At 65.8% G+C, this 22,530-nt stretch carries 24 protein-coding genes and 1 other RNA gene; 18 read left to right on the top strand and 7 right to left on the bottom strand.

Annotation, left to right across the window (positions count from 1 at the left end; all coding sequences use genetic code 11):
* Positions 1–735, top strand: coding sequence for a bifunctional 2-polyprenyl-6-hydroxyphenol methylase/3-demethylubiquinol 3-O-methyltransferase UbiG (gene ubiG / locus BMX67_RS09035; protein WP_090734219.1), 735 nt, complete (start codon positions 1–3; stop codon positions 733–735).
* Here the strand turns inward: ubiG and BMX67_RS09030 are convergent.
* The 4 genes from BMX67_RS09030 to BMX67_RS09015 are packed head-to-tail and all read right to left on the bottom strand — an operon-like array spanning position 732 to position 3,083.
* On the bottom strand, positions 732–1,202 hold the full coding sequence (locus BMX67_RS09030; protein ID WP_090734218.1) for a MarR family winged helix-turn-helix transcriptional regulator: 471 nt from the start codon (positions 1,200–1,202) through the stop codon (positions 732–734). The genes ubiG and BMX67_RS09030 overlap by 4 nt on opposite strands.
* Positions 1,180–2,049 carry a carbon-nitrogen hydrolase family protein gene (locus BMX67_RS09025; RefSeq protein ID WP_090734418.1) on the bottom strand — a complete coding sequence of 290 codons (870 nt, stop codon included), beginning with the start codon at positions 2,047–2,049 and terminating at the stop codon, positions 1,180–1,182. The genes BMX67_RS09030 and BMX67_RS09025 overlap by 23 nt, the downstream gene beginning before the upstream one ends.
* A gap of 14 nt (positions 2,050–2,063) precedes the next feature.
* Positions 2,064–2,336 carry a glutaredoxin 3 gene (gene grxC / locus BMX67_RS09020; protein ID WP_090734217.1) on the bottom strand — a complete coding sequence of 91 codons (273 nt, stop codon included), beginning with the start codon at positions 2,334–2,336 and terminating at the stop codon, positions 2,064–2,066.
* A 30-nt stretch (positions 2,337–2,366) separates the two neighbouring features.
* Entirely contained in the window at positions 2,367–3,083 is a 717-nt protein-coding gene (locus tag BMX67_RS09015; RefSeq protein ID WP_090734417.1) for a ComF family protein, read from the bottom strand.
* Positions 3,084–3,114: 31 nt separating this feature from the next.
* Between BMX67_RS09015 and BMX67_RS09010 the strand changes: the two genes are divergently transcribed.
* From BMX67_RS09010 to opgC, 3 genes are all read left to right on the top strand, one after another.
* A complete protein-coding gene (locus tag BMX67_RS09010; RefSeq protein ID WP_090734215.1) occupies positions 3,115–3,969 on the top strand; it encodes a methyltransferase domain-containing protein in 855 nt (284 codons plus the stop codon).
* Positions 3,966–5,015, top strand: a complete 1,050-nt coding sequence (gene hemH / locus BMX67_RS09005; protein ID WP_090734214.1) for a ferrochelatase — start codon at positions 3,966–3,968, stop codon at positions 5,013–5,015. The genes BMX67_RS09010 and hemH overlap by 4 nt, the downstream gene beginning before the upstream one ends.
* A 123-nt stretch (positions 5,016–5,138) precedes the next feature.
* Positions 5,139–6,248: an OpgC domain-containing protein gene (gene opgC, locus BMX67_RS09000; protein ID WP_090734212.1), complete on the top strand. Its 1,110-nt coding sequence runs from the start codon at positions 5,139–5,141 to the stop codon at positions 6,246–6,248.
* A 102-nt stretch (positions 6,249–6,350) separates the two neighbouring features.
* On the opposite strand, the gene BMX67_RS08995 is transcribed toward opgC, so the two are convergent.
* Positions 6,351–6,836, bottom strand: coding sequence for a peroxiredoxin (locus BMX67_RS08995; protein WP_090734211.1), 486 nt, complete (start codon positions 6,834–6,836; stop codon positions 6,351–6,353).
* 80 nt (positions 6,837–6,916) lie between these two features.
* On the opposite strand from BMX67_RS08995, the gene BMX67_RS08990 reads away from it, so the two are divergent.
* Positions 6,917–8,116 carry an NAD(P)/FAD-dependent oxidoreductase gene (locus tag BMX67_RS08990; RefSeq protein ID WP_090734209.1) on the top strand — a complete coding sequence of 400 codons (1,200 nt, stop codon included), beginning with the start codon at positions 6,917–6,919 and terminating at the stop codon, positions 8,114–8,116.
* 1 nt (position 8,117) lies between these two features.
* Positions 8,118–8,690, top strand: coding sequence for a 16S rRNA (guanine(966)-N(2))-methyltransferase RsmD (gene rsmD / locus BMX67_RS08985; RefSeq protein WP_090734208.1), 573 nt, complete (start codon positions 8,118–8,120; stop codon positions 8,688–8,690).
* Here the strand turns inward: rsmD and BMX67_RS08980 are convergent.
* Positions 8,687–9,859 carry a pyridoxal-phosphate-dependent aminotransferase family protein gene (locus BMX67_RS08980; protein ID WP_090734206.1) on the bottom strand — a complete coding sequence of 391 codons (1,173 nt, stop codon included), beginning with the start codon at positions 9,857–9,859 and terminating at the stop codon, positions 8,687–8,689. The two genes, rsmD and BMX67_RS08980, sit on opposite strands and share 4 nt — an antisense overlap.
* A gap of 162 nt (positions 9,860–10,021) precedes the next feature.
* On the opposite strand from BMX67_RS08980, the gene BMX67_RS08975 reads away from it, so the two are divergent.
* The 12 genes from BMX67_RS08975 (at position 10,022) to BMX67_RS08920 (ending at position 21,038) form a co-directional block, all read left to right on the top strand.
* Positions 10,022–11,776, top strand: coding sequence for an ABC transporter ATP-binding protein (locus BMX67_RS08975; protein WP_425438975.1), 1,755 nt, complete (start codon positions 10,022–10,024; stop codon positions 11,774–11,776).
* On the top strand, positions 11,777–12,511 hold the full coding sequence (ygfZ, locus tag BMX67_RS08970; RefSeq protein WP_090734205.1) for a CAF17-like 4Fe-4S cluster assembly/insertion protein YgfZ: 735 nt from the start codon (positions 11,777–11,779) through the stop codon (positions 12,509–12,511).
* Positions 12,508–13,623, top strand: coding sequence for a DNA polymerase IV (dinB, locus tag BMX67_RS08965; protein WP_245739355.1), 1,116 nt, complete (start codon positions 12,508–12,510; stop codon positions 13,621–13,623). The genes ygfZ and dinB overlap by 4 nt, the downstream gene beginning before the upstream one ends.
* 70 nt (positions 13,624–13,693) lie before the next feature.
* A complete protein-coding gene (gene aroA, locus BMX67_RS08960; protein WP_090734202.1) occupies positions 13,694–15,025 on the top strand; it encodes a 3-phosphoshikimate 1-carboxyvinyltransferase in 1,332 nt (443 codons plus the stop codon).
* A 43-nt stretch (positions 15,026–15,068) separates the two neighbouring features.
* An RNA gene (rnpB, locus tag BMX67_RS08955) (RNase P RNA component class A) lies at positions 15,069–15,459 on the top strand.
* 64 nt (positions 15,460–15,523) lie between these two features.
* A complete protein-coding gene (locus tag BMX67_RS08950; protein ID WP_090734200.1) occupies positions 15,524–15,913 on the top strand; it encodes an SH3 domain-containing protein in 390 nt (129 codons plus the stop codon).
* Positions 15,914–16,068: 155 nt separating this feature from the next.
* On the top strand, positions 16,069–16,236 hold the full coding sequence (gene rpmG, locus BMX67_RS08945) for a 50S ribosomal protein L33 (RefSeq protein WP_089344652.1): 168 nt from the start codon (positions 16,069–16,071) through the stop codon (positions 16,234–16,236).
* 141 nt (positions 16,237–16,377) lie between these two features.
* Positions 16,378–16,836, top strand: a complete 459-nt coding sequence (locus BMX67_RS08940) for a (2Fe-2S)-binding protein (protein ID WP_090734199.1) — start codon at positions 16,378–16,380, stop codon at positions 16,834–16,836.
* Positions 16,836–19,073, top strand: coding sequence for a xanthine dehydrogenase family protein molybdopterin-binding subunit (locus BMX67_RS08935; RefSeq protein WP_090734197.1), 2,238 nt, complete (start codon positions 16,836–16,838; stop codon positions 19,071–19,073). The genes BMX67_RS08940 and BMX67_RS08935 overlap by 1 nt, the downstream gene beginning before the upstream one ends.
* Entirely contained in the window at positions 19,070–19,681 is a 612-nt protein-coding gene (locus BMX67_RS08930; RefSeq protein ID WP_090734196.1) for a hypothetical protein, read from the top strand. Before BMX67_RS08935 ends, BMX67_RS08930 begins: the two co-directional genes overlap by 4 nt.
* Entirely contained in the window at positions 19,678–20,502 is an 825-nt protein-coding gene (locus BMX67_RS08925) for an XdhC family protein (protein WP_175479862.1), read from the top strand. The genes BMX67_RS08930 and BMX67_RS08925 overlap by 4 nt, the downstream gene beginning before the upstream one ends.
* Entirely contained in the window at positions 20,499–21,038 is a 540-nt protein-coding gene (locus BMX67_RS08920; RefSeq protein WP_090734193.1) for a nucleotidyltransferase family protein, read from the top strand. Before BMX67_RS08925 ends, BMX67_RS08920 begins: the two co-directional genes overlap by 4 nt.
* A 90-nt stretch (positions 21,039–21,128) precedes the next feature.
* On the opposite strand, the gene BMX67_RS08915 is transcribed toward BMX67_RS08920, so the two are convergent.
* A complete protein-coding gene (locus BMX67_RS08915; protein WP_090734413.1) occupies positions 21,129–22,499 on the bottom strand; it encodes an aspartate aminotransferase family protein in 1,371 nt (456 codons plus the stop codon).
* Positions 22,500–22,530: the final 31 nt, after the last annotated feature.

Raw genomic sequence — 22,530 nt, 5'->3', positions numbered from 1 at the left:
ATGACCAGTATCGACCCCGCAGAGATCGCCAAGTTCGAGGCGATGGCCGCCGAATGGTGGGACACCAAGGGCAAGTTCAAGCCGCTGCACATGATGAACCCGGTGCGGCTGGATTATATCGTGACGCAAATCGCGGCGGAATTCGGACTGGATCGCAACGCACCGCGCCCGTTTGACGGGTTGCGCATCCTTGATATCGGCTGCGGGGGCGGGCTGATTTCGGAACCGATGGCGCGGCTGGGCGCGACCGTGGTCGGCGCCGATGCCGCCGAGGGGAATATCGCCGTGGCCCGCCTTCACGCCGAACAGCAGGGGCTGAAGATCGACTATCGCGCCACCACGGCCGAGTCGCTGTTGCAGGATGATGAGGCGTTCGACGTGGTTCTGGCGCTTGAAATCGTCGAGCATGTCGCCGAACCGGCCGAGTTTGTGGCCACCTGTCACGATCTTGCCAGGCCCGGCGGGCTGGTCCTGATGTCGACGCTGAACCGGACCGTGAAAAGTTTTGGCGCGGCGATCATCGGGGCGGAATGGGTCATGCGCTGGCTGCCCAAGGGCACCCATGACTGGGACCGCTTCATCACGCCCGAAGAGCTGGCGCAAATGATGGTGCAGGCCGGGCTGGCGCCGGTCGACCGCCGCGGCATGGTGTTCAACCCGATCACCTGGGGATGGAGCCTGTCTGATCGCGACCTGACGGTGAACTACGCCATCAGCGGTCGCCGCACGGTCTAGTTCCCGCCTTCCAGCCTGCGCCGCAATTCGCGCAGGACGGGCAGGGCGACGCGCACGCGCTCTATCCCGATATCGCGGACCACATCGGCAATCAGCGGCATGAAGGCCGCGGTTGCCGCATCGCGGGCGGCCCGTCCAGCCGGACTGATCGAGACGAATTTGCGCCGCGCATCGTCCCAGTCTGGCCGGATGTGGATATGCCCCGCCCATTCCAGCCGCGACAATGTGTTGGTCATGGCCCCGCGCGTGACGTGAAACGCCTCGGCCAGTTGGGCGGGGGTGCGTTCCTCGCCAAGATGGGCCAGCAGGTTCAGCACCGAGAAATGCGAGATCTGCATACCGCGCGGCAGCGCGCGGCTGATCAGGTTGCGCGACAGCTGGTCGGTGATGAACACCTCGGCGAACAGGCTGGCGGCCAGCCTGTCTTCTGCCTGATTTTTTTCGTTACTTGTCGCGGTCTTGTTCATTGCCTCGGGGGCCGTCGAAAGGGCGGTCATGGGTCAGGGACGGGATGCGAGACCGTGCCCCGTTAACTGCCCGAAGGTCAAGCCGATGTATCGTCACACCTTGCGTCACACCGGCGTCGTGCAGCACCGTTCCCCACGGATCCACGATCAGGCTGTGGCCGTGGCTGCGGCGCGGACGCCGGTCGGGGCTGTTCGGCGCGGCATGGGTGCCGCATTGTGCAGGTGCTAGGATGAAGCATCCGGTCTCGATGGCCCGCGCGCGCAACAGAACCTCCCAATGGGCTTCGCCGGTGACGGGACTGAAGGCCGAGGGTACGGTCAGGATCCGCGCCCCGGCCTGCGCCAGTCGCCGGTAAAGATGCGGAAACCGCAGATCGTAGCAGATCGTCATGCCGATCCCGATGCCGTTCATATCGGCCAGCGTGGCGCGGTCGCCGGGGCGGTAGGCCGCGCTTTCACGGTAGGTTTCGGTGTCGGAAATGCTGACATCGAACATATGCAGCTTGTCATAGCGCGCGGCGATGCGGCCATCTGGCGCGATCAGAAAGCTGCGATTGACAAAGCGGTCATCGGCTGGGTCGTCGCCCTTCAGCGCAAGCGACCCTATCAGCAGCCAGACACCTGCCTGTGCGGCCTCGGCCCGTAAGGCGGCAAGGGTCGGATCGTCGGTCTCGTGGCGCAGGGTTTTCGCCTGCCAGCCGCGGTCGGGCGACACGATATTGGTCACTTCCGGCGTCAGCACGAAATCCGCGCCCTGTTCCACCGCCTGCCGAAACAAGGCGATGGTCCGGGGCAGATTGACCTGCGGGTCATCGCCCGAGGTCAATTGCAACAGCGCGACATTCAGTGCCGAGGCATCCTTCACGCGGCCTTGCCCTTCAGCAGCGCGTCCAGCTTGCCCGCGCGTTCCAGCGCATAGAGATCGTCACAGCCACCCACATGGGTTTGCCCGATGAAGATCTGCGGCACTGTACGGCGGCCCTTCGCACGCTGGGTCATCGCGGCACGCTTGGACGGGTCCGACCCGACATCGGTTTCCGAAAAGCTGACGCCTTTCTGCTTCAGCAGCGATTTCGCCTGAATGCAGAAGGGGCAGGTACGGGTGGTGTAGATCTCGACGTTCTGGGTGGTCATGTTAGCCTCTGTCTGGTGGTCAGGCGTTATCTAGTCATCCTTGACCGCCCTTGCCAGAACCGCGACCGAAATTGGCCCCGCCCCGGCATCCTGCAGCACCTGTGTCGCCGCGGCCAGCGTCGCGCCCGAGGTCATCACGTCATCGATCAGCAGAACGGGCCTGCCGGCGATGCGTCCCGCGCAGCGGGGATTGATCTGAAGCGCACCCGCGATATTTGCGAAACGATCCAGAACGCCACGGTGGTCCTGCGCGGGGGTGTGCCGACCCCTCAGCAACAGATCGGGAATATGCAGAAGCCGGTGCCTGCGTGCGACGTGATCTGCCAGCAGGGCGGCCTGATTGTATTTGCGCTTCAACAGCCTGCGCAGGTGCAACGGCACCGGCGCGACGATCGTATCGCCGGTGGTCAGGGGCGCGGCCGCCTCGGCCAGCCAGCGGCCAAGATGCGGGGCCAGATCGGGCCGGTCACCATGTTTCAGCGCCAGGATCAATTGCCGTCCCGTCCCGCCATAGACCATGGCCGCGCGGCCTGCCTGCCACGGACGCGGGATTGCAAGGCAGTCGTCGCAAATGACGTCGGTATCGGTCTGTCCGGGAAGGGGTGCGCCACAGCTGTTGCAGGCGCAGCCCTGAATGAACTTCGCATCGGGCCAGCATTTGGTGCAAAGCTGTGCCTGGCCAGTGGCGACGGGATCGCCGCAGGACAGACATTGCGGCGGATAAAGTAGGCGCAGGGCGGCTTTCATCGGCGCAGCAAGCACCCTATGTTGCATCCCCATGAACATCCCCTCTGCTTCCTCTGGTCCCGACGCCGCGCGCCCGGCGCTGACAGACCGCACCGCCCTGATCCGCAATCGCCAGCGCGCGATGCGTCAGGGTCATGTCGATCTGCTCCACCGAATCGCCGCCGATGAGATCGAAGATAGGCTGGGTGAGATTAACAGAAGCTTTACCGCACCCGCCGTGGTGACCGGCTTTCCCGAGCTGTGGCGCGGGTATTTCCCGACCGCGACCATCGTCCCCGACGATGCGGTGCTGGATCTTCGGCCCGGCGCGCATGATCTGGTGATCCACGCGATGTCGCTGCATTGGGCCGATGATCCGGTCGGGCAAATCGTCCAGTCGCGTCACGCGCTGCGCGAGGACGGCCTGTTCATTGCCGCCTGTTTCGGTGGCCAGACCCTGCACGAAGCCCGCGCGGCGCTGGCCCAGGCCGAGGCCGAGGTGACGGGCGGGCTGTCGCCGCGCATCCTGCCGATGGGCGAGATCCGCGATCTGGGCGGGCTTCTGCACCGCGCCGGACTGGCCTTGCCGGTTGCCGATCTGGTCAGCCAGCGCGCCAGCTATCGTGACCTGCTGCATCTGGCGCGCGATCTGCGGGCGATGGGCGAGGGTAACGCCATCGCGGCCCGCCTGCGCCGCCCCACCCGGCGCGAGGTTCTGGCCCGCGCCGCCGCCATTTACGCCGGGGCCCATCCCGACCGCGACGATCCGTCCCGTATCGCCGCCACCTTCGATCTGGTTTTTCTGACCGGATGGGCACCCTCGGACACGCAGCAAAAGCCCCTGCGTCCGGGATCGGCCCGAAAAAGCCTTGCCGACGCGCTGAACGAAATCAGGAAACAATCATGACGCCAGCCTCTGCGCCTGCCCATGCCCCCGCCGATCATCCGAAGATCAAGCCCGCCAGAACGGGCATCCTGATCGCCAATCTGGGCACGCCCGACGGATATGATTATTGGTCGATGCGGCGCTATCTGAACGAATTCCTGTCGGATCGCCGGGTCATCGATCTGCCGCGCTGGAAATGGCAGCCGCTGTTGCAGGGGATCATCCTGACCAAACGGCCTTTCAGTTCCGGTGCGAATTACAAGCTGATCTGGAACGAGGAAAAGGGCGAAAGCCCGCTGATGACCATCACCCGCGACCAGACCGAGGCCCTGCGCGCGCGGGCCCATGCCGAATGGGGCGAGCAGGTCATGGTCGAATTCTGCATGCGCTATGGCAACCCCTCGACGCACGAGGTGCTGGACCGGATGGTCAAGGCTGGGTGCCGCCGGATCGTGTTCCTGCCGCTTTATCCGCAATATGCGGGGGCGACCTCGGCCACGGCGAATGACCAGCTGTTCCGCGCGCTGATGGAACAGACCTGGCAGCCCTCGGTTCGGACCTGCGATCCCTATTTCGACCGGCCCGACTATATCGCCGCGCTGGCCGACAGCGTGCGGCGCTGCCTTGGCGATCGCAAGCCCGGCAAACTGGTCGCGTCCTATCACGGGATGCCCAAGCGCTATCTGATGCAGGGCGATCCCTATCACTGCCAGTGCCAGAAGACTTCGCGCCTGCTTCAAGAGGCATTGGGCTGGGAAGATGGCATTGTCGACACCACCTTCCAGTCGGTCTTTGGCCGCGAGGAATGGCTGCGCCCCTATACCGTCGAGCATGTCGCGGAACTGGCGCGGCAGGGTCACGACGACATCGCCGTCATCTCGCCCGCTTTCGCCGCCGATTGCATCGAGACCCTGGAAGAGATCAACGGCGAGATCCGCGAAAGCTATGAAGAGGCCGGTGGCAAGGATTTCACCTATATCCCCTGCCTGAACGACGATCCGGCCCATATCGAGGTGATGATGAACGTCATCCGCGAAAATATCGGCGGCTGGGTGAGCCGAAGCTAGACCCGCGCGGCGGCCTGCCAAAATCGCACCGCGAGTTTCGCGGTGCTGCAAAAGCCTTGCGGAATCTGCAGAAGCGCATCACTGAGGGTTGATGCGCTTCACAGGTTGCAAGGTTTTTGGTCAATGCGCGACAATCGAATAGACGTCATCCGTGGATTTGCGATCCTGTTGTTGACAGTGACGCACACGATGTGCGGTCCGGCCCTGCTGGCGGATCATGGGCATTATTATCCGCGTCTCGGGTTCTTCTTTCATGGCGCCGATATCTTCGTCGCATTCAGCGGCCTGATCTGCGGCATCGTCTATACGCGGACCCTGCAGCGGCAGGGCGCGTCGGGCCTGTTGCAGAAGGGCTGGGCGCGGGCGCTGCAATTGTGGCTGTTCAATGCCATCGCCTTTTTCGTGGTGGCGGCCGTGGTGCTGGCGTTCAACCATGCCGGTGTGAACGCCGAGATCCACAACCTTCAGCCGGGTCTCTGGTCGGCGATGACCGGCACGCTGTTCCTGTTCGCGCCCATTCCCTATTTCAACGTGCTGAATGTCTATATCATCTTCCTGGTGATATTGCCCGTTTTCGTCCTGTTGCAGGCGCGTTGGCGCTATACGATCGTCGCGTCGCTTGGGCTTTATGGTCTCAGCCTTGTGGTTCTTGATCCGGGACAAGAGCCGGATCGGTTCTTCGTCTCGCCGATGGCGTGGCAGTTCCTGTTCTTTGGTGCGGTGGTCGTCGGCATGCATCTTGACCGGGTGCGGGCGGCGTTGCCGCCATTGCGAACGGTTGGATGGGCGTTGTTGCTTTATTTTTTCGTGATCCACTACATGAAGGAAAACGCGTGGATCGTGCACAACTTCTCGTCGAAATATGGGCTTGGGGCGCTGCGGATCGTGGATCTTGTTCTGGTGGTCTATGTGCTGGATCGGCTGAACGCGCCTGATGTTCCGGTCACATCGCGGCTGCTGCGCAATATCGCCTCGATCGGCAGCAATTCCCTGTTCAGTTTTTGCTGCACGCTGGTCCTGTGCTATGCGGCCAGCAACCTGCTTGTGGTGTTCGATGCCAGCCGCGCGATCTATCTGATCGTGATCCTGGCCGAGCTGTCGATCATGGTTCTGATCGGCGCCTTGCTGCTGCATCGGCCCGCATGGCGCGCGATGACACAGGCGAAATGGGTCGAAAGGTGGCTGGCGGCCGTCTGGCCGAAGCGGCGGGTCGCGGGTGTCATCGGCGGTTAGGTCGCCGGTCCCTGCACGGGCCTGCGATGGTGGCGCCATGCCCGAACCGATGAAAAAGGCGCATCCGCGGGGATGCGCCTTTCCTGTTTCAGGGCCTTGCGATCAGGCCTTTTCCAACAGCGCCTCACCGCCGCTGATGCCGCAGGTGCCGGGGCTGTCTTCCACGTCGATCACCTCGACCTTGCCGTCGCGCAGCAATGCGCCAAAACGCTTGCAGCGGCCGTAAAGCCCTGCACCGGGCGCGTCGAAATCAAGGCCCAGTGCCTTGGTCACGCTGCCATCGGCATCGGCCAGAACCTCGATCCCGGCATCCGGCGCCCCGGTCGAGCTTGCCCAGGCGTCGCAGACGAAGGGGTCGTTGACGGTCAGGCAGACGATGCGCTGAAAGCCCTTGGCGCGGAACGCATCGGCGGTGCGCACGAAGCTGGGCATATGGGCGTTGGTGCAGGTGCCGGTAAAGGCGCCGGGCAGGCCGAAGATCACCACGCGGCCTTCCGACAGGCTGGCGGTGTCAACGGCCTCGGGGCCGTTCTCGCCGACTTTCAGCAGGGCGCCTTTGGGAAAGCTGTCGCCGATTTGGATGCTCATTGCGCGTTCTCCATGAATTGCAACGGATTCGCCGCGACTATAGGGTGCAGCCCGAAGACAGACCAGCGGCGGGGGCCCTTATGGATATCGTGATTGTCGGGGCCGGGCAGGCGGCGGCATCAATGGCGGCAAGGCTGCGTGCCAAAGGCCATGAGGGCGCGATCACCGTCATCGGCGGGGAAACCGTTGCGCCTTATCAGCGTCCGCCGCTGTCCAAGGCCTATCTGCTGGGACAGATGGGGCTGGACCGGCTGTTGCTGCGCGGGGCGGATTGGTGGGCGGAACAGCGTGTCGCGTTGCGCCTTGGCGAATGGGTGACGGCGATCGATCATGCGGGCCATGCTGTCGTGACCGACAAGGGGCGCGTGCCCTATGACGCGCTGGCGCTGACGCTGGGGGCGGCGCCCCGGCATCTGCCCGCCGCGATGGGGGGCGATCTGGACGGGGTGCATGTCGTGCGCGATCTGGGCGACGTGGACGCGCTTGCCCCGCAGATGCAGGCGGGGCGCCGGCTGATCGTGATCGGCGGCGGCTATATCGGGCTGGAGGCGGCGGCCGTTGCCCGCAAGCTGGGGCTGGAGGTCACGCTGATCGAGGCCGCGCCGCGCATCCTGGGCCGTGTCGCGGCACCGCAGACTGCCGACATGATCCGCGATCTGCACCGCCATCACGGCGTCACCATCCTTGAAGATACCGCCATCGCCCGACTGACCGGCCAGGATCGCGTCGACGGGGTGCATCTGGCCGATGGGCGGCATCTGCCCGCCGATCTGGTCGTCGCGGGCATCGGCGTGACCCCGCGCACCGATCTGGCCGAGGCGGCAGGCCTGCATCTGGACAATGGCATTGCCGCCGATGAACTTGGCCGCAGTTCGGACCCGGCGATCTGGACGGCGGGCGATTGCGCCAGCTTTCCGCATGCGGGCGGGCGAATTCGGCTGGAAAGCGTCGGCAATGCCATCGATATGGCCGAATGCGTGGCCGACAACATGCTGGGTGCGGGGCGGGCCTATCAGGCAAGGCCGTGGTTCTGGTCGGATCAGTTCGACGCCAAATTGCAGATCGCCGGGCTGGGCACGGGTTACGACCGTATCGTGACGCGGTCGGGCGACGGGGCGCATGGTGGCTCGGTCTGGTATTACGCGGGGGGGCGGCTGATCGCGGTGGATGCGCTGAATGATGCCCGCGCCTACATGATCGGCAAGCGCCTGATCGAGGCCGGGAAATCGCCCGACCCGCAAGCCGTGCGCGAGGCCGCAAACCTGAAAGAGCTGATGTAACATGCGGATTGTTGGCGGAAATCTGCGTGGGCTGAAACTGGCCGAGGTGGGCATTGGCGATCAGGCCGCGCATTTGCGACCGACCACCGACCGGGTGCGGGAATCGATCTTCAACCTGCTGATCAATGGCGGTCATGGAAACCCGATTCCGGGGGCGCGGGTGCTGGATCTTTTCGCGGGCACCGGCGCCCTTGGGCTAGAGGCGCTGTCGCGCGGCGCGGCGGCGGTCACCTTTGTCGATGACGGGGTGAAATCGCGGGCGCTGATCCGCGACAATATCGACCGCTGCCGGGCGGCGGGGTCCACCGATCTGTGGCGGCGCGACGCGACCGGGCTGGGCCAGAACCGGGGCGCGGCTTTCGGTTTGATCTTTCTGGATCCGCCCTATGGCAAGGCGCTGGGCGAGCGGGCACTGACCTCGGCGCTGGACGGGGGCTGGATCGCCCCCGGCGCGATGATCGTCTGGGAAGAATCGCGCCCGCCGATCCTGCCCGCGCCGCTGGTCCTGCTGGATCAGCGGAAATATGGCGATACGCTGGTCACGCTGGCGCGGATGCCGGGGGACGCCGCCTAGGCATTGGCCGCAAAGACCGCCGCCGCCGCGTCCAATGCGCCACGGCCATGCGGGATCGACAGCGCGGTCATGCCCGCCGCCATCGCCCCCAGCGCGCCCATCACCGTCGCCGCGTTGCAGTAGCCCATATGCGCCACGCGCAGCGCATTGGCGGGGTCCGCCGCACCCAGACCGACGCCAAGCGTCACGCCCATCCTGTCGCGGGTCCAGCCGCGCAGCGCATCCGCGCCGGGGATCTTCAGCGCGGTCACCGCGGCCGAACGGCAGGCGCGGTCCTGCACCGACAGCACGATGTCGGGATTGCCGTCGGCCCAGGCCTCGGTCGCGGCCCAGACACCCTTGGCCAGCGTGTCGTGGCGTGCCCAGACATTCTGCAGGCCCTCTTCGTCCAGGATCATGCGCAGCGCCTCGTCCAGCGCGAAGATCTGCTGCACGGGCGGCGTTCCGCCCCAAAATCGCCACAGCGCCTCGGCCCCCGCTCGCAGATGCCAGTTCCATGTCGGTGAGGTCAGCGCGGTTGGCCCCACAGCCGCCGCACGGTCGGAAAACCACAGAAAGACCGTGCCGGGCAGGCACATCAGCCCCTTCTGGCTGCCTGCGATCAGCACATCGACGCCCCAGTCATCCATATGCATCGGCGCACAACCCAGCGAGGCGATGGCATCGACGACCAGCAGCGCGGGGTGATCGCCCATCGCGGCGCGGATCGCGGGAATATCGGCGCAGGCGGCGCTGGCGGTGTCGGTCTGGCAGACCATGACCGCCTTGATCCGACCATCGCCATCCTGCGCCAGCCGTTCGGCCAGCATCGCCGGATCTGCGGGGCGGTTGCCGAAATCCAGCGCCTCGGCGGCGATGCCGGTCTGGGTCAGCTGATCCAGCCAGGACCGCCCGAAATGCCCCGATGTCAGAACCAGCGCCCGATCGCCGGGATTGAAGATATTGGCGGCGCTGGCCTCCCAGCCGACATGGCCGTTGCCGATATAGGGGGCCAGATGCGCGCGCGTTCCGGCCAGCCGCTTCAACTGTGCCATGACCTGCAGATTCAGCGCCGCCAGTTCGTCGCCATAGATATCGGGCGAGGCGCGATGCGCGGCGCGCAGCACCCGGTCGGGCACCGGCGAGGGGCCGGGAATTGCGATGATGGGCTGGCCGAAGGCAAGGGTCATGGGCGGGTTCCTTCACGATATGCAAACTGGCTAGGGGGCTTTCGCGCAGGCGTCAATTGCCGCAGCCGCCTTGCCCGCCCCGGCGCTGACGGGCTATGGCTTGCGGACAAGACATGACCGGCCCCGCCCGGAACGTGCCAACAAGAACGCGGACGGAATTCAGTGAGCCAGCCAGACAGCAGCAGCACCCTTACCTCTCGCGGCCTGTTTGCACGGCTGTGGCGCGACTATCTGCAAAGGCACCGGCTGGGCATGACGGGGGCATTCGTGCTGATGACGATCGAGGGATCGACGCTGGCGCTGATTTCCTGGATGCTGAAACCGCTGTTCGACCGCGTGTTCGTCGGCAAGGAAGAGGGCGCGATCTGGTGGGTCGGCGGCGCGATTCTGGGCATCTTCTTTCTGCGCGCGATCACGCTGATTGCCAGCCGGTCCCTGTTGACGCGGATCTCGCTGAGCATCTCGACCCTGATGCAGCGCGACATGCTGGCCCATATCCTGACGCTGGACGGGCAGTTCTTTCGCACCAACCCGCCCGGCGCGCTGATCGAAAGGATACAGGGCGACACCATGGCCGTGCAGGGGGTGTGGTCGACGATCCTGACATCCTCGACCCGCGATGCGATTTCGCTGGTGATGCTGTTCGCGGTGGCCGTGAATATCGACCCTGTCTGGACGCTGGCGGCGCTGATCGGGGCACCGATCCTGATCGCCCCCGCGGCGCTGGTTCAGCGCTATATCCGCCGCAAGATGCGCCAGAACCGCGCCCATGCCAGCCAGCGCGCGACCCGGCTGGACGAGGTGCTGCACGGCATCACCTCGATCCGGCTGAACCGCGCCGAGGCCGCGCAGACCGACCGCTTTGCCCAGATCGTGGGCCGCATCCGGGATTCACAGACCAAGGTCGCCGCGACCAGCAGCGTGATCCCGGCGCTGACCGATATCGTCACCGGGCTTGGCTTTGTCGCCGTTCTGGCCCTGGGCGGCCGCGAGGTGATGGAGGGCGAGCGGAGCGTCGGGGATTTCATGTCGTTCTTTACCGCGCTGGCACTGGCCTTTCAGCCGATGCGCCGTCTGGGCAGCACGGCTGGCAACTGGCAGACCGCCGCGGCCAGTCTGGAACGCATCTACCAAGTCTTTGACACCGCGCCGACGATCCGGTCGGGGTCGCGCCGGGAACCGCCCGCCGACAAGTCGATCGAGCTGCGCGACGTTCACCTGTCCTATGACGGTCAGATGGCGCTGGGTGGGTTGTCGTTTATCGCGCCGGCGGGCCAGACGACTGCGCTGGTGGGACCGTCGGGGGCGGGCAAGTCCACCGTCTTCAACCTGCTGACCCGCATGGTCGATCCTGACAGCGGACAGGTGCTGCTGGGGGGCGTGTCGGTCACCGATTACGACCTTGGCGTGCTGCGGGATCAATTCTCGACCGTGGCGCAGGATTCCGCGCTGTTCGACGAGACGCTGCGCGACAATATCCTGATGGGCCGCCCCGACGCGAACGAGGATGACCTGCAAAAGGCGCTGCGCACGGCGCATGTCGATGAATTCACCGCCGGATTGCAGCGCGGTCTGGACAGCGCCGCCGGCCCGCGCGGATCGTCCCTCTCGGGCGGGCAGCGTCAGCGCGTGGCGATTGCGCGTGCCGTGCTGCGCGACGCACCGATCCTGTTGCTGGACGAGGCGACAAGTGCGCTGGACACCGCAAGCGAACGTCTGGTTCAGGATGCGCTGGATCGGTTGTCGCGGGGGCGCACCACGCTGGTCATCGCGCATCGTCTGTCCACGATCCGCAATGCCGACAAGATCGTCGTGATCGAACAGGGCAGGGTTGTCGAAGAGGGCAGCCATGACCAGTTGATGGACAGGGGCGGCGCCTATGCCCGCCTTGTCGCTTTGCAATTCGGAGACCAGTAGATGACCCGCCAGATCATTCGCCTGACCGGCGAGGACCGCATCGAATTTCTTCAGGGTCTTGTCACCAACGACATCTCTCGCGGGGCGTGCTGGACGGCGTTGCTGACGCCGCAAGGCAAGTATCTGGCCGATTTTCTGGTGATCCCGCAGGATGACGCGCTGCTTCTGGATGTCGATGCCGGGCTGGCCGACGACCTGATGCGCCGCCTGTCGATGTACAAATTGCGGTCGAAAGTCACGATTGAGGCGATCGACATGCCCGTCGCCCGCGGCACCGGTCCCGCGCCCGAAGGGGCGATTGCCGATCCGCGTCACGATGCGCTGGGATGGCGGCATTACGGCGCGACCGGCGATGACGGCACCGATTGGGATGCGATCCGGGTGGCCCATTGCATCCCCGAAAGCCTGATCGAGCTGATCCCGAACGACACCTTCATCCTGGAGGCCGGGTTCGAACGGCTGCACGGCGTCGATTTCCGCAAGGGCTGTTATGTCGGGCAGGAAGTCACGGCGCGGATGAAGCACAAGACCGAATTGCGCAAGGGATTGACCGTGCTGGCCATCGACGGGCAGGCCCCGGTCGGCACGAAGATCGTCAGCGACGGGCGCGAGGTCGGCGCCCTGTTCACCCAATCGGGCGGCAAGGCGATTGCGCATGTCCGCTTTGACCGGCTGGCCGAAGGGATGCAGGCCGACACCGCCCGCCTGTCCCCCCTGCGCGTCGACAGCGAATGAGCCACGGGGCCGACATGGCCCCGGACCCGGCGGCCATCCGCAAGATCATCCATATCGACATGGATGCGTTCTTTGCCTCGGTCGAACAACGCGATCACCCGGAATTGCGGGGCAAGCCGGTCGCGGTCGGCGGGTCGTCGGCGCGGGGCGTGGTTGCGGCCGCCAGCTATGAGGCGCGGGTCTACGGGGTGCGCTCGGCCATGCCATCGGTCCGGGCCGCGCGGCTTTGCCCGGACCTGATCTTCGTCAGGCACCGGTTCGAGGTCTACCGCGCGGTCAGCGCCCAGATCCGCGACATCTTTGCCGATTATACGCCGCTGATCGAACCCCTCTCGCTGGATGAGGCCTATCTGGACGTGACCGATCACCTGTGGCCCGGTCAGACCGCGACCCAGGTCGCCAAGGAAATCCGCGCGCGGATCCGCGACACCACACAGCTGACAGCCAGCGCGGGGGTCAGCTATAACAAGTTTCTGGCGAAGCTGGCCTCGGATCAGAACAAGCCCGACGGGCTTTGCGTGATTACCCCTGACCGCGGGCCGGACTTCGTGCTGACGCTGCCGGTGGGTAAGTTTCATGGCATCGGCCCGCAGACCGCGCGCAAGATGAACGCGATGGGCATTCAGACCGGCGCCGATCTGCGCGCGCAGGATCTGGACTTTCTGCTGCGGCGCTTTGGCAAGGCCGGACGCTATTACTGGAATATCTCGCGCGGGGTCGATCACCGCAGGGTCAGCCCCGACCGGGTGCGCAAATCGGTGGGGGCGGAAAATACCTATTCCGCCGATCTGATGCAGATGGATCAGATCGAACAGGCCCTGCTGCCGCTTGCCGACAAGGTCTGGCAGCATGTCGGCCGGCATGAATTGCAGGGCCGCACCGTCACGCTGAAGGTCAAGTTTTCGGATTTTCAGCAGATCACGCGCGCCCGCAGTCTTGGCCGCCCGGTGGCCTCGCAGGCCGAGATGCTGGCAATCGCGCTGGATCTGGCGGCCACCGTGCTGCCCGATCCGCGCGGGGTGCGGCTGCTGGGCATCACGTTGTCGGGTTTCGAAACCGATCACGACAATGCGCAGCTGGATCTGTTCGGGGGCGCGGATCCGGCGGGCTAGGGCGCGTGCAAAACGGGTGGCAGCGCCGCGATGTTAGCGATACAAGGTCGCGGCAATCACGAGGTGTCCCATGTCCCATTCCGCCGAACCCCGCCCGATGACCGCCAAGCGCAGCGGCCCCCTGACCGGCACGGCGCAGGTTCCCGGCGACAAGTCGATCAGCCACCGCGCGCTGATCCTTGGGGCCATGTCCGTCGGTGAAACCCGCATCACCGGGTTGCTGGAAGGTCAGGACGTGCTGGACACCGCCAAGGCGATGGCCGCCTTCGGGGCGCAGGTCGAACGCACCGGACCCGGCGAATGGGTGGTCAACGGTGTCGGCGTCGGCGGGTTCAGCGAACCCGAGGGCGTCATCGATTGCGGCAATTCGGGCACCGGCGTCCGTCTGATCATGGGCGCGATGGCCACGACGCCGATCACCGCCACCTTCGCCGGCGATGCCAGCCTGTCGCGCCGTCCCATGGCGCGGGTCACCGATCCGCTGGCTGAATTCGGCGCAAGTATCACCACCCGTGAAGGCGGGCGTCTGCCGATCACCATTCAGGGCGCTGCCGACCCGGTGCCACTGCGCTATCGCACGCCTGTCGCCAGCGCGCAGATCAAATCCGCGATCCTGCTGGCCGGTCTGAACGCCCCCGGCGACACCGTCGTGATCGAAGCCGAGCCGACCCGTGATCATTCCGAACGGATGCTGGCGGGATTTGGTGCGACGATCACGACCGAGACCACCGATGAGGGGCACGTCATCACCCTGACCGGTCGGCCCGAACTGCGGGCTCAGCCGGTTGCCGTGCCGCGCGACCCTTCCAGCGCGGCGTTTCCGGTGGCGGCGGCGCTGATCGTGCCGGGCTCGGAAATTCGCGTGCCCGGTGTCAGCCGCAATCCGACGCGCGACGGGCTGTATGTCACATTGCTGGAAATGGGTGCCGATATCCGTTTCGAAAACCAGCGCGAGGAAGGCGGCGAACCCGTGGCCGATCTGGTCGTCCGCCATGGTCCGCTGAAAGGGGTCAGCGTTCCCGCCGAACGCGCCGCCAGCATGATCGACGAATTTCCAATCCTGTCGGTGATCGCCGCCTTCGCCGAGGGCGCGACCGTGATGAATGGCGTGGCCGAGTTGCGGGTGAAGGAAAGCGACCGCATCGACGCCATGGCCCGTGGCCTTGAGGCGAATGGCGTCCGGGTCGAGGAAACCCGCGACAGCATGACGGTTCACGGCGCGGGCTCGGTTCCGGGCGGGGCGGTGGCGGTGACGCATCTGGATCACCGCATCGCCATGTCCTTCATGGTTCTGGGGCTGGCCGCCGACGCCCCGGTCAGCGTCGATGATGGCAGCCCGATCGCAACATCCTTCCCCGATTTCCTGCCTTTGATGCAGGGTCTGGGCGGCGATCTGGGCTGATGCCATTGACCGGGGCGATGTTCCCGGTCATATCCCGTCCCGCGCGGAGGGCTGGATGACCGCGTGGCACCGGGTCCAGGACCCGTCGCCGCGAGGAAAGTCCGGACTCCATGAGGCGACGGTGCCGGGTAACGCCCGGCGGGGGCAACCCCAGGGAAAGCGCCACAGAGAACAGACCGCCCGCGTCCGCGCGGGTAAGGGTGAAACGGTGGGGTAAGAGCCCACCGGGGGGCTGGCAACAGACCCCGCATGGCAAGCCCCACCGGGAGCAATGCCGAATAGGGACCGCGCGCGGGGGCAACCCCGCAGGGCCGCCTTGCCCCAGCAGGTCCGGGTAGGCAGCTAGATCCGGCCGGTAACGGCCGGGCCAGATGAATGGTCATCCAGAGGGGCAACCCCTTGGACAGAATCCGGCTTACAGGCCCTCCGCGCGTTTTGGTGCCGAATCGCTGTTTCATGCTAGCCTTGTGCCCGTTGTTTGCAGGTAGGGGGTGAAAGATGTGGAAAATGGTGGTGGCGGTCGGCATCGCATGCGGCACGGGGCTGCCCATGTCGGCGCAACAGCTGGACGTGCCGGTCGTCGAACATGAAGGCGACGGTCAGGCGGCAAGCTGTGGTCTCAGCGAGGTGCGTGGTCTGAAGGCTGGGGGCGACGGTTTTCTTGCCATCCGCAGCGGCCCCGGCACGACATATCGCAAGATCGGCGAATTGCATAATGGCGACCGGGTCAATCAGTTCAGCGCCCAGGGCGACTGGGTCGGCATCGCCACCAGCGACGGCATCATCGACCAGCCCGGCGTCTGTGCCAATGACGGGCCCGCGCGCAAGCTGACCGGCACGGGATTGGGCTGGGTTCACAGCGATTGGCTGTTGTGGATCGCACCCTGAGCCCCGCGTTTTCCGCATAGCTGCATTTCGGTGCCGCTTTTACCGGTTTTCTTGGCGATTCGCGGTTGACTTCATGCCGATGCGGGCTACAAGGCGGCTTCACACGAATTCCACGGGGTTTGCAGGCGTCTTTCCCCGAAGCAGGAGCGACGACTATGGCGAAGCCGACGACCATCAAGATCCGGCTGAACTCTTCGGCCGGGACCGGGCACTTCTATGTGACCAAGAAGAATGCCCGTACCATGACGGAAAAAATGACCGTTCGTAAATACGATCCGGTTGTCCGTCAGCACGTTGAGTACAAGGAAGGCAAGATCAAGTAAGATCTCGCCCTTTTTGTGACGCGGTAAGGCCGCACCCGTTTGGGTGGCGGTCTTTTCGCATTTTCGGGCTGCCGTAAAGGCAGGCGAATTCGGCGCAGATGCTTCCTTGCGGAACGGCGGGCCTGTACCTAGCTTGGGCGCATGCAAGTTACCGTGAACGGCCAGACCCATGATATCGACGCCGACCCGCAGATGCCGCTGTTGTGGGCGCTGCGCGAGGTGCTGAACCTGACCGGCACGAAATACGGCTGCGGCATCGCGCAATGCGGTGCCTGCACGGTGCATGTCGATGGCATGGCGGTGCGATCCTGCCAGCTGCGGCTGGGCGATCTGAACGGCGAGGTGACCACGATCGAGGGGCTGGGCCAGCCGCAGGCTTTGCACGCGGTCCAGGCCGCCTGGATCGATCATCAGGTTGCACAATGCGGCTATTGCCAATCGGGGCAGGTGATGTCGGCGGCGGCGCTGCTGATGCTGAACGCGTCCCCGACCGATCAGGATATCGACCGCGCCATGTCCGGCAACCTGTGTCGCTGCGCCACCTATCCGCGAATCCGCGCGGCCGTGCACGATGCCGCGCGTCGGCTGGCGGGCAGCTGATGTCGCGGGCGGGGCGGATCGCGCGGCGCGGCTTTCTGATCGGCTCGGCCGCGGTGCTGGGCGGTGTGGCTTTCGGGGCGTGGCGCTATGGCCGGCCACTGCCCGACCCTTTCATGGGCGATCTTCCGCAAGGCCAAAGCGCGCTGAACCCCTATGTGCTGATCGATGGCGAGGGCGTGACCCTGATTGCGCCACGGGCCGACAAGGGGCAGGGCAGCCGCTGGATGCAGGCCGCGCTGATCGCCGAGGAACTGGATGTCGACCCGGCCACGGCACGGATCGAGGCAGGTCCGGTCAGTGCCGCCTATTACAACACCTCGGTTCTGGGCGAGAGCCTGCCGTTCCGGCCCACGGATCGCGGCTGGCTGGCCGAGGCCGCGCGCGGGGCCGTGGATGTGCCCTCGCGCCTTTTGGGGTTCCAGATCACCGGCGGCTCGTCCTCGGCGCCGGACAGCTTTGAAAAGCTGCGCCTTGCCGGTGCCGTCGCGCGCGAGACGCTGAAACAGGCCGCCGCGCTGCGCGAAGGTCTGGATCGCAAGGACCTGTCCACGGCGGACGGTGCGGTCATCCTGCCCGACGGGCGGGCCATTCCCTATACGCAGCTGGCGACGGAGGCCGCGCAGATCGACCCGATCGATCAGGTGGTTCTGCGCGACAAATCGCAATGGCGCTGGCTGGGTCGGAAGATGCGTCGCGGCGATATCGTGGCGAAATCCACCGGCACGCAGGTCTATGGCGCGGATCTGCGCCTGCCCGACATGCTGTATGCCTCGGTCCGGGCGGTGCCGCAGGGCGGGCGGATCACCAGCCTCGACAGCGCGGATGCCGAACAGATGCGCGGCGTGCGTCGCGTGTTGCAGATCGGCGAGGCCGTGGCCGTCATCGCCGAGACAAGCTGGCACGCGATGCAGGCCCTTCAGGCGGTCGATCTGCAATGGGCCGCGCCGGACACCGCGGGCAATCAGGATCAGATCTGGGACAGCCTGACGCAGGCCTTGGATCAGGGCGATGTGGACAGCCGCCTGCGCAACGACGGGGATGTGGAGGCCGCGTTGGCCGATGGCCAGCCGGTGACGGCCGAATATCGCGTGCCGTTTCTGGCCCATGCCCCGTTAGAGCCGATGAACGCCACCGTGCGCGTCGATGCCGATCGCTGCGAGATCTGGACCGGGACACAGGTGCCTGATTTCGTCGTCTCGCATGTCGCCGATCTGACCGGTCTGCCGCAGGATGCGATCACGCTGCACAACCAGATGATGGGCGGCAGCTTTGGTCGGCGGCTGGAACTGGATTTCATCATGCAGGCGGTCCGCATCGCGGCCGAGATGCCCGGCCAGCCGATCCAGATGATCTGGAGCAGGGCCGAGGATTTCACCCATGACCAGCCGCGTCCGGCACAGATCGCGCGGGGCAGGGGGCTGGCCGACAAGACCGGCATCCGCGCGCTGGACCTGGCCGTCGCCTCGCCCTCGGTCACGGCGTCGTGGTTCGGGCGCGTCTGGATGGCGCCGCCAGGGCCGGACAACACGATCACGGCGGGCGCATGGGATCAGCCCTTCGCCATACCCGATTACCGCGTCACGGGGCATCGCGCCGCCGAAACGGTGCCGGTCAGCAGCTGGCGTTCGGTCGGCGCCTCGGCCAACGGGTTTTTCCACGGCAGCTTCATGGACGAGTTGTTCGATGCGGCGGGGATCGATCCCTTGCAGGGTCTGATCGACGCCTGCGACGATCGGGTCTCGCGGCTGGTGCTGGAAGAACTGCGCGAACTGTCGGGCTGGACCGGGCGCGATCTGAGACCGGGGCGCGGACGCGGGGTGGCCTTTTGCCTGTCCTTCGGCGTGCCCTGCGCCGAGGTGGTCGAGGTGACCGAAACGCCACAGGGCATCCGTCTGGATCGCGCCTTTGCCGTCGCCGATATCGGCACCGTTCTGGACCCCGTCAATGCCGAGGCGCAGCTGTCCGGCGGCATGCTGTTCGGGCTGGGCCATGCGATGAATTGCGAACTGACCTATCGGGATCACATGCCGCAGCAGACGAATTACCACGCCTATCAGGCCATGCGCCTGTATCAGGCCCCGCAGGTGCAGGTGCGCCTTCTGGAAAATGGTCCCGTGCGCGGACTGGGCGAGCCGGGCGTTCCGCCTGCGGCCCCGGCGCTGGCCAATGCGATCCATGCCGCCACCGGCATGCGGGTCAGGGAATTGCCGATGACCCGGCAGTTGCGCTTCGCATGAGGTGGGCTGCGCTGCTTCTGGCGCTTGCCGCCCCTGCGGGGGCCGAGGTCATGCCCTCGGTCGTGGCCCCGCCCGAGCCGGGATCCGTCAGCATCACGGACGGGTTGGCTGCATGGGCCCGCGTCTACGAGGTCGTGTCGCATCCGCGCTGCGCCAATTGTCACACCGGTTCAGATCATCGCCCGATGTGGTCCGGCCCCGAATATGACAATGCCGGGCCGCATGGCATGAACATCATTGCCGGGGAAAGCCGGATGGGCATCGAGACGCTGCCCTGCGCGACCTGCCATGTCACCGCCTCGACGCTGGACAGCGCGCCCCATGCGGCGCCCAACGCCATGATCGACTGGCGTCTTGCCCCCGTCGAGATGGAGTGGTTCGGCCTGACCAGCGCTCAGGTCTGTGCGCAGATGTCCGATCCCGAACGCAATGGTGATCGCGACTGGATAGAACTTGCCCGGCATCTGCAGGAAGACGCTGCCCATGGCGGCTTCGTCGCCTGGGGGTTTCAACCCGGCGGAGACCGCCAACCGGCGCCCCACGGGTTGCAGTCTCACATTGATGACGTCCTGAAATGGGGCGCGGCGGGGCAACCATGTCCGGAATGATGATGGATCCGTTCGATGCGCTTGCGGCCCGTCCGGGCGGTGCGCTTGCCCTGCTGATCGACGCCAGGGGTGGCTTTCCACGCAAGCCCGGTGCGGCAATGGCGCTGTGGCCCGATGGTGGCCGGGTGGGCCGTCTGGGTGCGGGCTGCATCGACGCCGATATCGCGACCTATCTGGAGGCAGGGCAGCCTGTCATCCATCTGACCTATGGGCAGGGCGGCCCGGTCGATCTGCCCTTGCCCTGCGGTGGCTCGGTCCGGATCGCGTTGATCCGGCGGCCCGATGCCGATTTTCTGGCTCAGGTTGCGCAGGCGCGGCGTGACCGTCTTCCGCGGCGCTGGCATGTCGATTTGACGACCGGTGCCGTCCGGGCGGATGATCCCCGCGATCCGGGTCTGTATCCCGATGGCTTCGTGTTGCAACTGACCCCGCCGCCCGCGCTGCATGTTCACGGCGAAGGGGACGAGGCCACCGCGCTGGCCGCGCTGTGCCGGGGATTGTCGCTGCCCCTGCATCTGGGGCCGGATCAGCCCCGACCCGATCCCTATAGCGCCGTCGTGACCCTGTTTCACGATCACGACCGGGAACTGCCCGCCCTGATCGCGGGACTGAACAGCCCGGCCTTCTATGTCGGTGCGCTGGGATCGCGTCGCGCCCAGCTGGCGCGGCAATCGGCGCTGTCGCAGGCCGGTGTCGATGCCCGGGATCTGGTGCGTCTGCGCGGGCCCATCGGTGTCATCGCACCGGTGCGCGATCCGCGTCTGCTGGCAAGTTCGGTCCTGACCGAAGTTCTGGACGCCTATGAAAAGGCCTTCGGGTGATCCTGACAGGTCTGCTGCTTGCGGCGGGGTCCTCGCGGCGCTTTGGTCCGTCCGACAAGCTTCTGCATCCGTTTCGGGGTCGTCCCCTGATCGCCCATGCCGCCACGGCCATGCGGCAGGCGCGGCTTGACCACCGCGTCGCCGTGATCAGCAATCCCGCGCTGAGCGTGCATCTTCAGGGGTTTCAGGTGATCCGGATCGTGCCCGCCGCCATAGCCGACAGTCTCAGGGCCGGGCTGGCTGCCGTGACGGGGACCGATCGGTTGCTGATCGCCCTGGGCGATATGCCCTTCGTGACGGCGGCGCATCTGGACCGGGTCGCCCGGACCGCGACCCCGGACCGACCAGCGGCAAGCGTCGATGACGGCCCACCCATGCCGCCGGCCTGTTTCCCCGCAGCGTGGTTGCCTCGGCTTGCAGAGCTGTCGGGGGATCAGGGTGCAGGCCGGCTTTTGCGGGATCTGTCACCAGATGCGCTTGTCGCCGGGCATGGCCTGCTCGGCGATATCGACCGTCCGGGCGATCTGCCCGGATAGCGATGCAGGGGCCATGGGCGCGACCCGCAGGGGGTCCGGGGGATGCGAAATCCCCCGGCCGTCGCGGGACGCAAGGTCACGGCCCGATGGTCAGCCCAACACCTCGGCAATCGCGTCCTTGGTGATCGACACGATCTGGTCCGCCTCGGCCCTGGTCAGGCACAGCGGCGGGGCAAAGCCGATGATGTCGCCCTGCGGCATGGCCCGCGCGATCAGCCCGCGCTTCAGCATCGCGGCGACGACCTTGGCGCCCTTGCCTTCCGAGGCTTCGAAGAACTGCCGCTTGTCCTTGTCGGCGACCAGCTCGACCGCGCACAGCATGCCTTCGCCGCGCACCTCGCCGACATGGGCATGTCCGCCGACCTCGTCGCGCATCGTCTGCCAGAAATAATTGCCGGTCTCGCCCGCATTCTTCACCAGACCCAGATCGTCGATCAGCTTCAGGTTGGCGATCCCGGCGGCGGCGCCGATCGGGTGGGCGGAATAGGTCCAGCCATGGCCCAGCACGCCATATTCATCGGTGCCCTGCATCAGCACATCCCACATCCGCTGGCCGACGATGCTGGCCGACAGCGGCGCATAGGCGCTGGTCAGACCCTTGGCGCTGGTGATCAGATCGGGCTTCATGCCGTAATGATCGCTGCCGAACATGCTGCCCAGACGGCCGAAGCCGGTCACGACCTCATCCGCGATCAGCAGGATGTCGTGCTTGTCCAGTACCTTCTGGATCGCGGGCCAATAGCCTGCCGGGGGCGGCACGATGCCGCCGGTGCCCAGAACCGGCTCGCCGATGAAGGCGGCGATGGTGTCGGCCCCCTCGGCGGCGATCAGCTCTTCCAGCTTCCGGACGCAATGGGCGACGAAATCGGCCTCGGACATGTTCGTGTCCTCGCGGCGATAGTAATAGGGTGCCTCGGTGTGGATCACCTGCGTCAGCGGCAGGTCGAATTTCTTGTGGAACAGCTCCAGCCCGGTCAGGCTGCCGGTCATCAGGCCCGACCCGTGATACCCGCGCCAGCGGCTGATGATCTTTTTCTTTTCGGGGCGGCCAAGGATGTTGTTGTAATACCAGACCAGCTTGATGTTGGTTTCATTCGCGTCCGATCCGCCAAGCCCGAAATAGACCCGCGCCATGCCTTCGGGCGCGCGGTCCATGACCATCTTGGCCAGGGTGATATTCGCCTCGGACCCGTGGCCGGCATAGGAATGGTAATAGGCCAGCTCGCGCGCCTGATCGGCGATGGCCTCGGCGATTTCCTTGCGGCCATAGCCGACATTCACGCAGTAAAGCCCGGCGAACCCGTCCAGCAGGCGGTTGCCGTCGCGATCGGTGATGAAAACGCCTTCACCGCCGGTCACGATACGCTGCGCGGCCTCGCCGCGGGCGAATTGCCCCAGATGGGTCGAGGGATGGAAAAAGCTTTCGCGGTCCCATTTGGCCAGTTCGTCATTCGTCAGCATGTTCATTCCTTTCTTTCCCGGGCCTCGCCCG

The sequence above is a fragment of the Paracoccus homiensis genome (assembly GCF_900111675.1).
In the GTDB taxonomy this organism is placed as follows: domain Bacteria; phylum Pseudomonadota; class Alphaproteobacteria; order Rhodobacterales; family Rhodobacteraceae; genus Paracoccus; species Paracoccus homiensis.
Note: the sequence above shows the minus strand (reverse complement) of the source record. Positions and strands in the feature narration are given on the sequence as shown.